Annotated in this window: 2 protein-coding genes and 2 rRNA genes (2 of these 4 only partly in view); all 4 read left to right on the forward strand. The window is 37.4% G+C overall.

Annotated elements, in window-relative coordinates; translation table 11 throughout:
* A 23S ribosomal RNA gene (locus ACUL40_RS21230) occupies window positions 1-507 on the forward strand (it extends 2,415 nt beyond the left edge of the window).
* Between the two features lie 48 nt (window positions 508-555).
* Window positions 556-671, forward strand: a 5S ribosomal RNA gene (rrf, locus tag ACUL40_RS21235).
* Window positions 672-941: 270 nt separating this feature from the next.
* Entirely contained in the window at window positions 942-1,901 is a 960-nt protein-coding gene (locus ACUL40_RS21240; protein WP_000723973.1) for an alpha/beta hydrolase, read from the forward strand.
* A 201-nt stretch (window positions 1,902-2,102) separates the two neighbouring features.
* Window positions 2,103-2,500 carry the 5' portion of a DsbA family oxidoreductase gene (locus tag ACUL40_RS21245; RefSeq protein ID WP_445423129.1) on the forward strand. 334 nt of this gene lie beyond the right edge of the window, so the window shows 398 of its 732 coding nt (coding positions 1-398); the start codon lies at window positions 2,103-2,105; its stop codon lies beyond the right edge, outside the window.

A 2,500-nucleotide genomic window follows, 5' to 3' on the forward strand; every position in this document is an offset into this window, starting at 1 on the left:
TCCGGTGGTTCCGCATGGAAGGGCCATCGCTCAACGGATAAAAGCTACCCCGGGGATAACAGGCTTATCTCCCCCAAGAGTCCACATCGACGGGGAGGTTTGGCACCTCGATGTCGGCTCATCGCATCCTGGGGCTGTAGTCGGTCCCAAGGGTTGGGCTGTTCGCCCATTAAAGCGGTACGCGAGCTGGGTTCAGAACGTCGTGAGACAGTTCGGTCCCTATCCGTCGTGGGCGTAGGAAATTTGAGAGGAGCTGTCCTTAGTACGAGAGGACCGGGATGGACGCACCGCTGGTGTACCAGTTGTTCTGCCAAGGGCATAGCTGGGTAGCTATGTGCGGAAGGGATAAGTGCTGAAAGCATCTAAGCATGAAGCCCCCCTCAAGATGAGATTTCCCATAGCGTAAGCTAGTAAGATCCCTGAAAGATGATCAGGTTGATAGGTTCGAGGTGGAAGCATGGTGACATGTGGAGCTGACGAATACTAATAGATCGAGGACTTAACCATATAATATGTAGCAATGTTATCTAGTTTTGAAGGAATATGCCTTCATAGTTTGGTGATGATGGCAGAGAGGTCACACCCGTTCCCATACCGAACACGGAAGTTAAGCTCTCTAGCGCCGATGGTAGTTGGGACCTTGTCCCTGTGAGAGTAGGACGTCGCCAAGCAACTTTAAGACGAGTCAGAATGACTCGTCTTTTTTGTGTTTTATAACTTCTTTTCAAAGCTAAATATTTTGAAGTGCTTCTCGCTTTTCAAAAAGGTTTTTGAGTACGTAGCTATATAAGTTTTATTCAATTTCTTTCGTGATTCTTTATATGTAATTTAAGATTTTCTATTTTATTTCTTAAAGATAGGATTCATCAGTGTGTTAAAATAGTACAGTTGTTTTTGATGTACTTTAATATAAGAAGATTTAAGTTAGAAAAGGAGATAATATGAAAAAGATAAGTATAATTACTATAGTAGTCTTAGTCCTGCTAGTAATCGTGTATATGTTAGTTGGGAATTATTTTTATAACTACGCGTTAAATGCGAAACAAGAAAAAGAATTTTTGCAAGATAATCCTCATTTAGTAGAAACGGTAAATGCGTCGGGAGATGTATTGGCTGCAAATGAAGAAAAGAATGCAAACTTCGTATCGAAGTATAAACCTAACACATTAACTATACGTTCTTTCGATAAATTAAATTTAAAAGGTTATGAATATATGAATGAACCATCCAGTCATAAATGGGCAATTGTAGTTCATGGATACAATGGTAGAGCATCAGAAATGACGAAATATGTTCGTAACTTTTATGAACAAGGCTATAATGTCATAGCACCAGACCTTCGTGGACACGGAAATAGTGAAGGGGATTATGTTGGTATGGGTTGGCATGATCGTAAAGATGTTTTGATTTGGATTCAACAAATCTTGAAGAAAGACCCTAATGCTGAAATAGCTCTATTTGGTGTTTCAATGGGCGGGGCAACTGTAATGATGACTTCAGGAGAAGATTTACCTTCTAATGTTAAAGTTATTATTGAAGATTGTGGATACTCAACTGTTATTGATGAATTTACTTATCAACTAAAAGATTTATTCCATTTACCGAAGTTTCCTGTTATGAATGCGGCAAATATGGTTACTAAATTAAGAGCTGGTTACGATTTAGAAGAGGCTTCAGCTGTAAAACAAGTAGCGAAAAGTAAAACACCTATGCTGTTCATTCATGGGGATGCTGATACATTCGTTCCTTTTGAAATGTTAGATGAAGTATATAATGCTGCAAAAGTAGAAAAAGAGAAATTAATTGTTCCAGGTGCTGGACATGGAGAAGCGGAGAAAGTAGATTCGAATAAATATTGGAATACTGTATGGAAGTTCGTAGGGAAGTATATTCCGGCATAATTAAAGTTGTTGCATATATATAGACGATAATCGGAGGGATAATAGTTAATCCTTTTGATTATCGTTTTTTTTGTTAATTAGGTATTCTGCTATAAGTGTGTTTTTGTATGTACTATATGAAGGAGATAGAGCAAAAACTTTTGAATTCCTTAATCTCAGTGCTACAATGATTGAAAACTAAATGTTAATGAGGTGTTTTTTATGAAAATTGAAGTATGGTCGGATTTTGTATGTCCATTTTGCTATATTGGGAAACGTAGATTAGAGATGGCTTTAGAACAATTTCCACATAAGAAGGATGTTGAAGTTGAGTTTAAAAGTTTTGAATTAGACCAAAATGCTCCAATCTATTCTGGAACAAGTATTAATGAAGTACTTGCATCAAAGTATGGAATTAGTATTGAAGAAGCTAAGCGTAATAACGTACAGTTAGGAAATCATGCAGCTAGTATGGGTTTAAGTTTTAATTTTGATGAGATGAAGCCGACTAATACTTTTGATGCGCATCGTCTTGCTAAGTTTGCAAAGAATCAAGGGAAAGAAAAAGAGATTACAGAAAATTTACTTTTTGCATATTTCACTGAATCGAAAAATTTAAG

Source organism: Bacillus sp. KNSH39 (assembly GCF_052656585.1).

What these genes read in the sequence shown, in the direction of transcription:
- ACUL40_RS21240 (WP_000723973.1), top strand. Translation starts at nt 942, where the DNA reads ATGAAAAAGATAAGTATAATTACTATAGTAGTCTTAGTCCTGCTAGTA.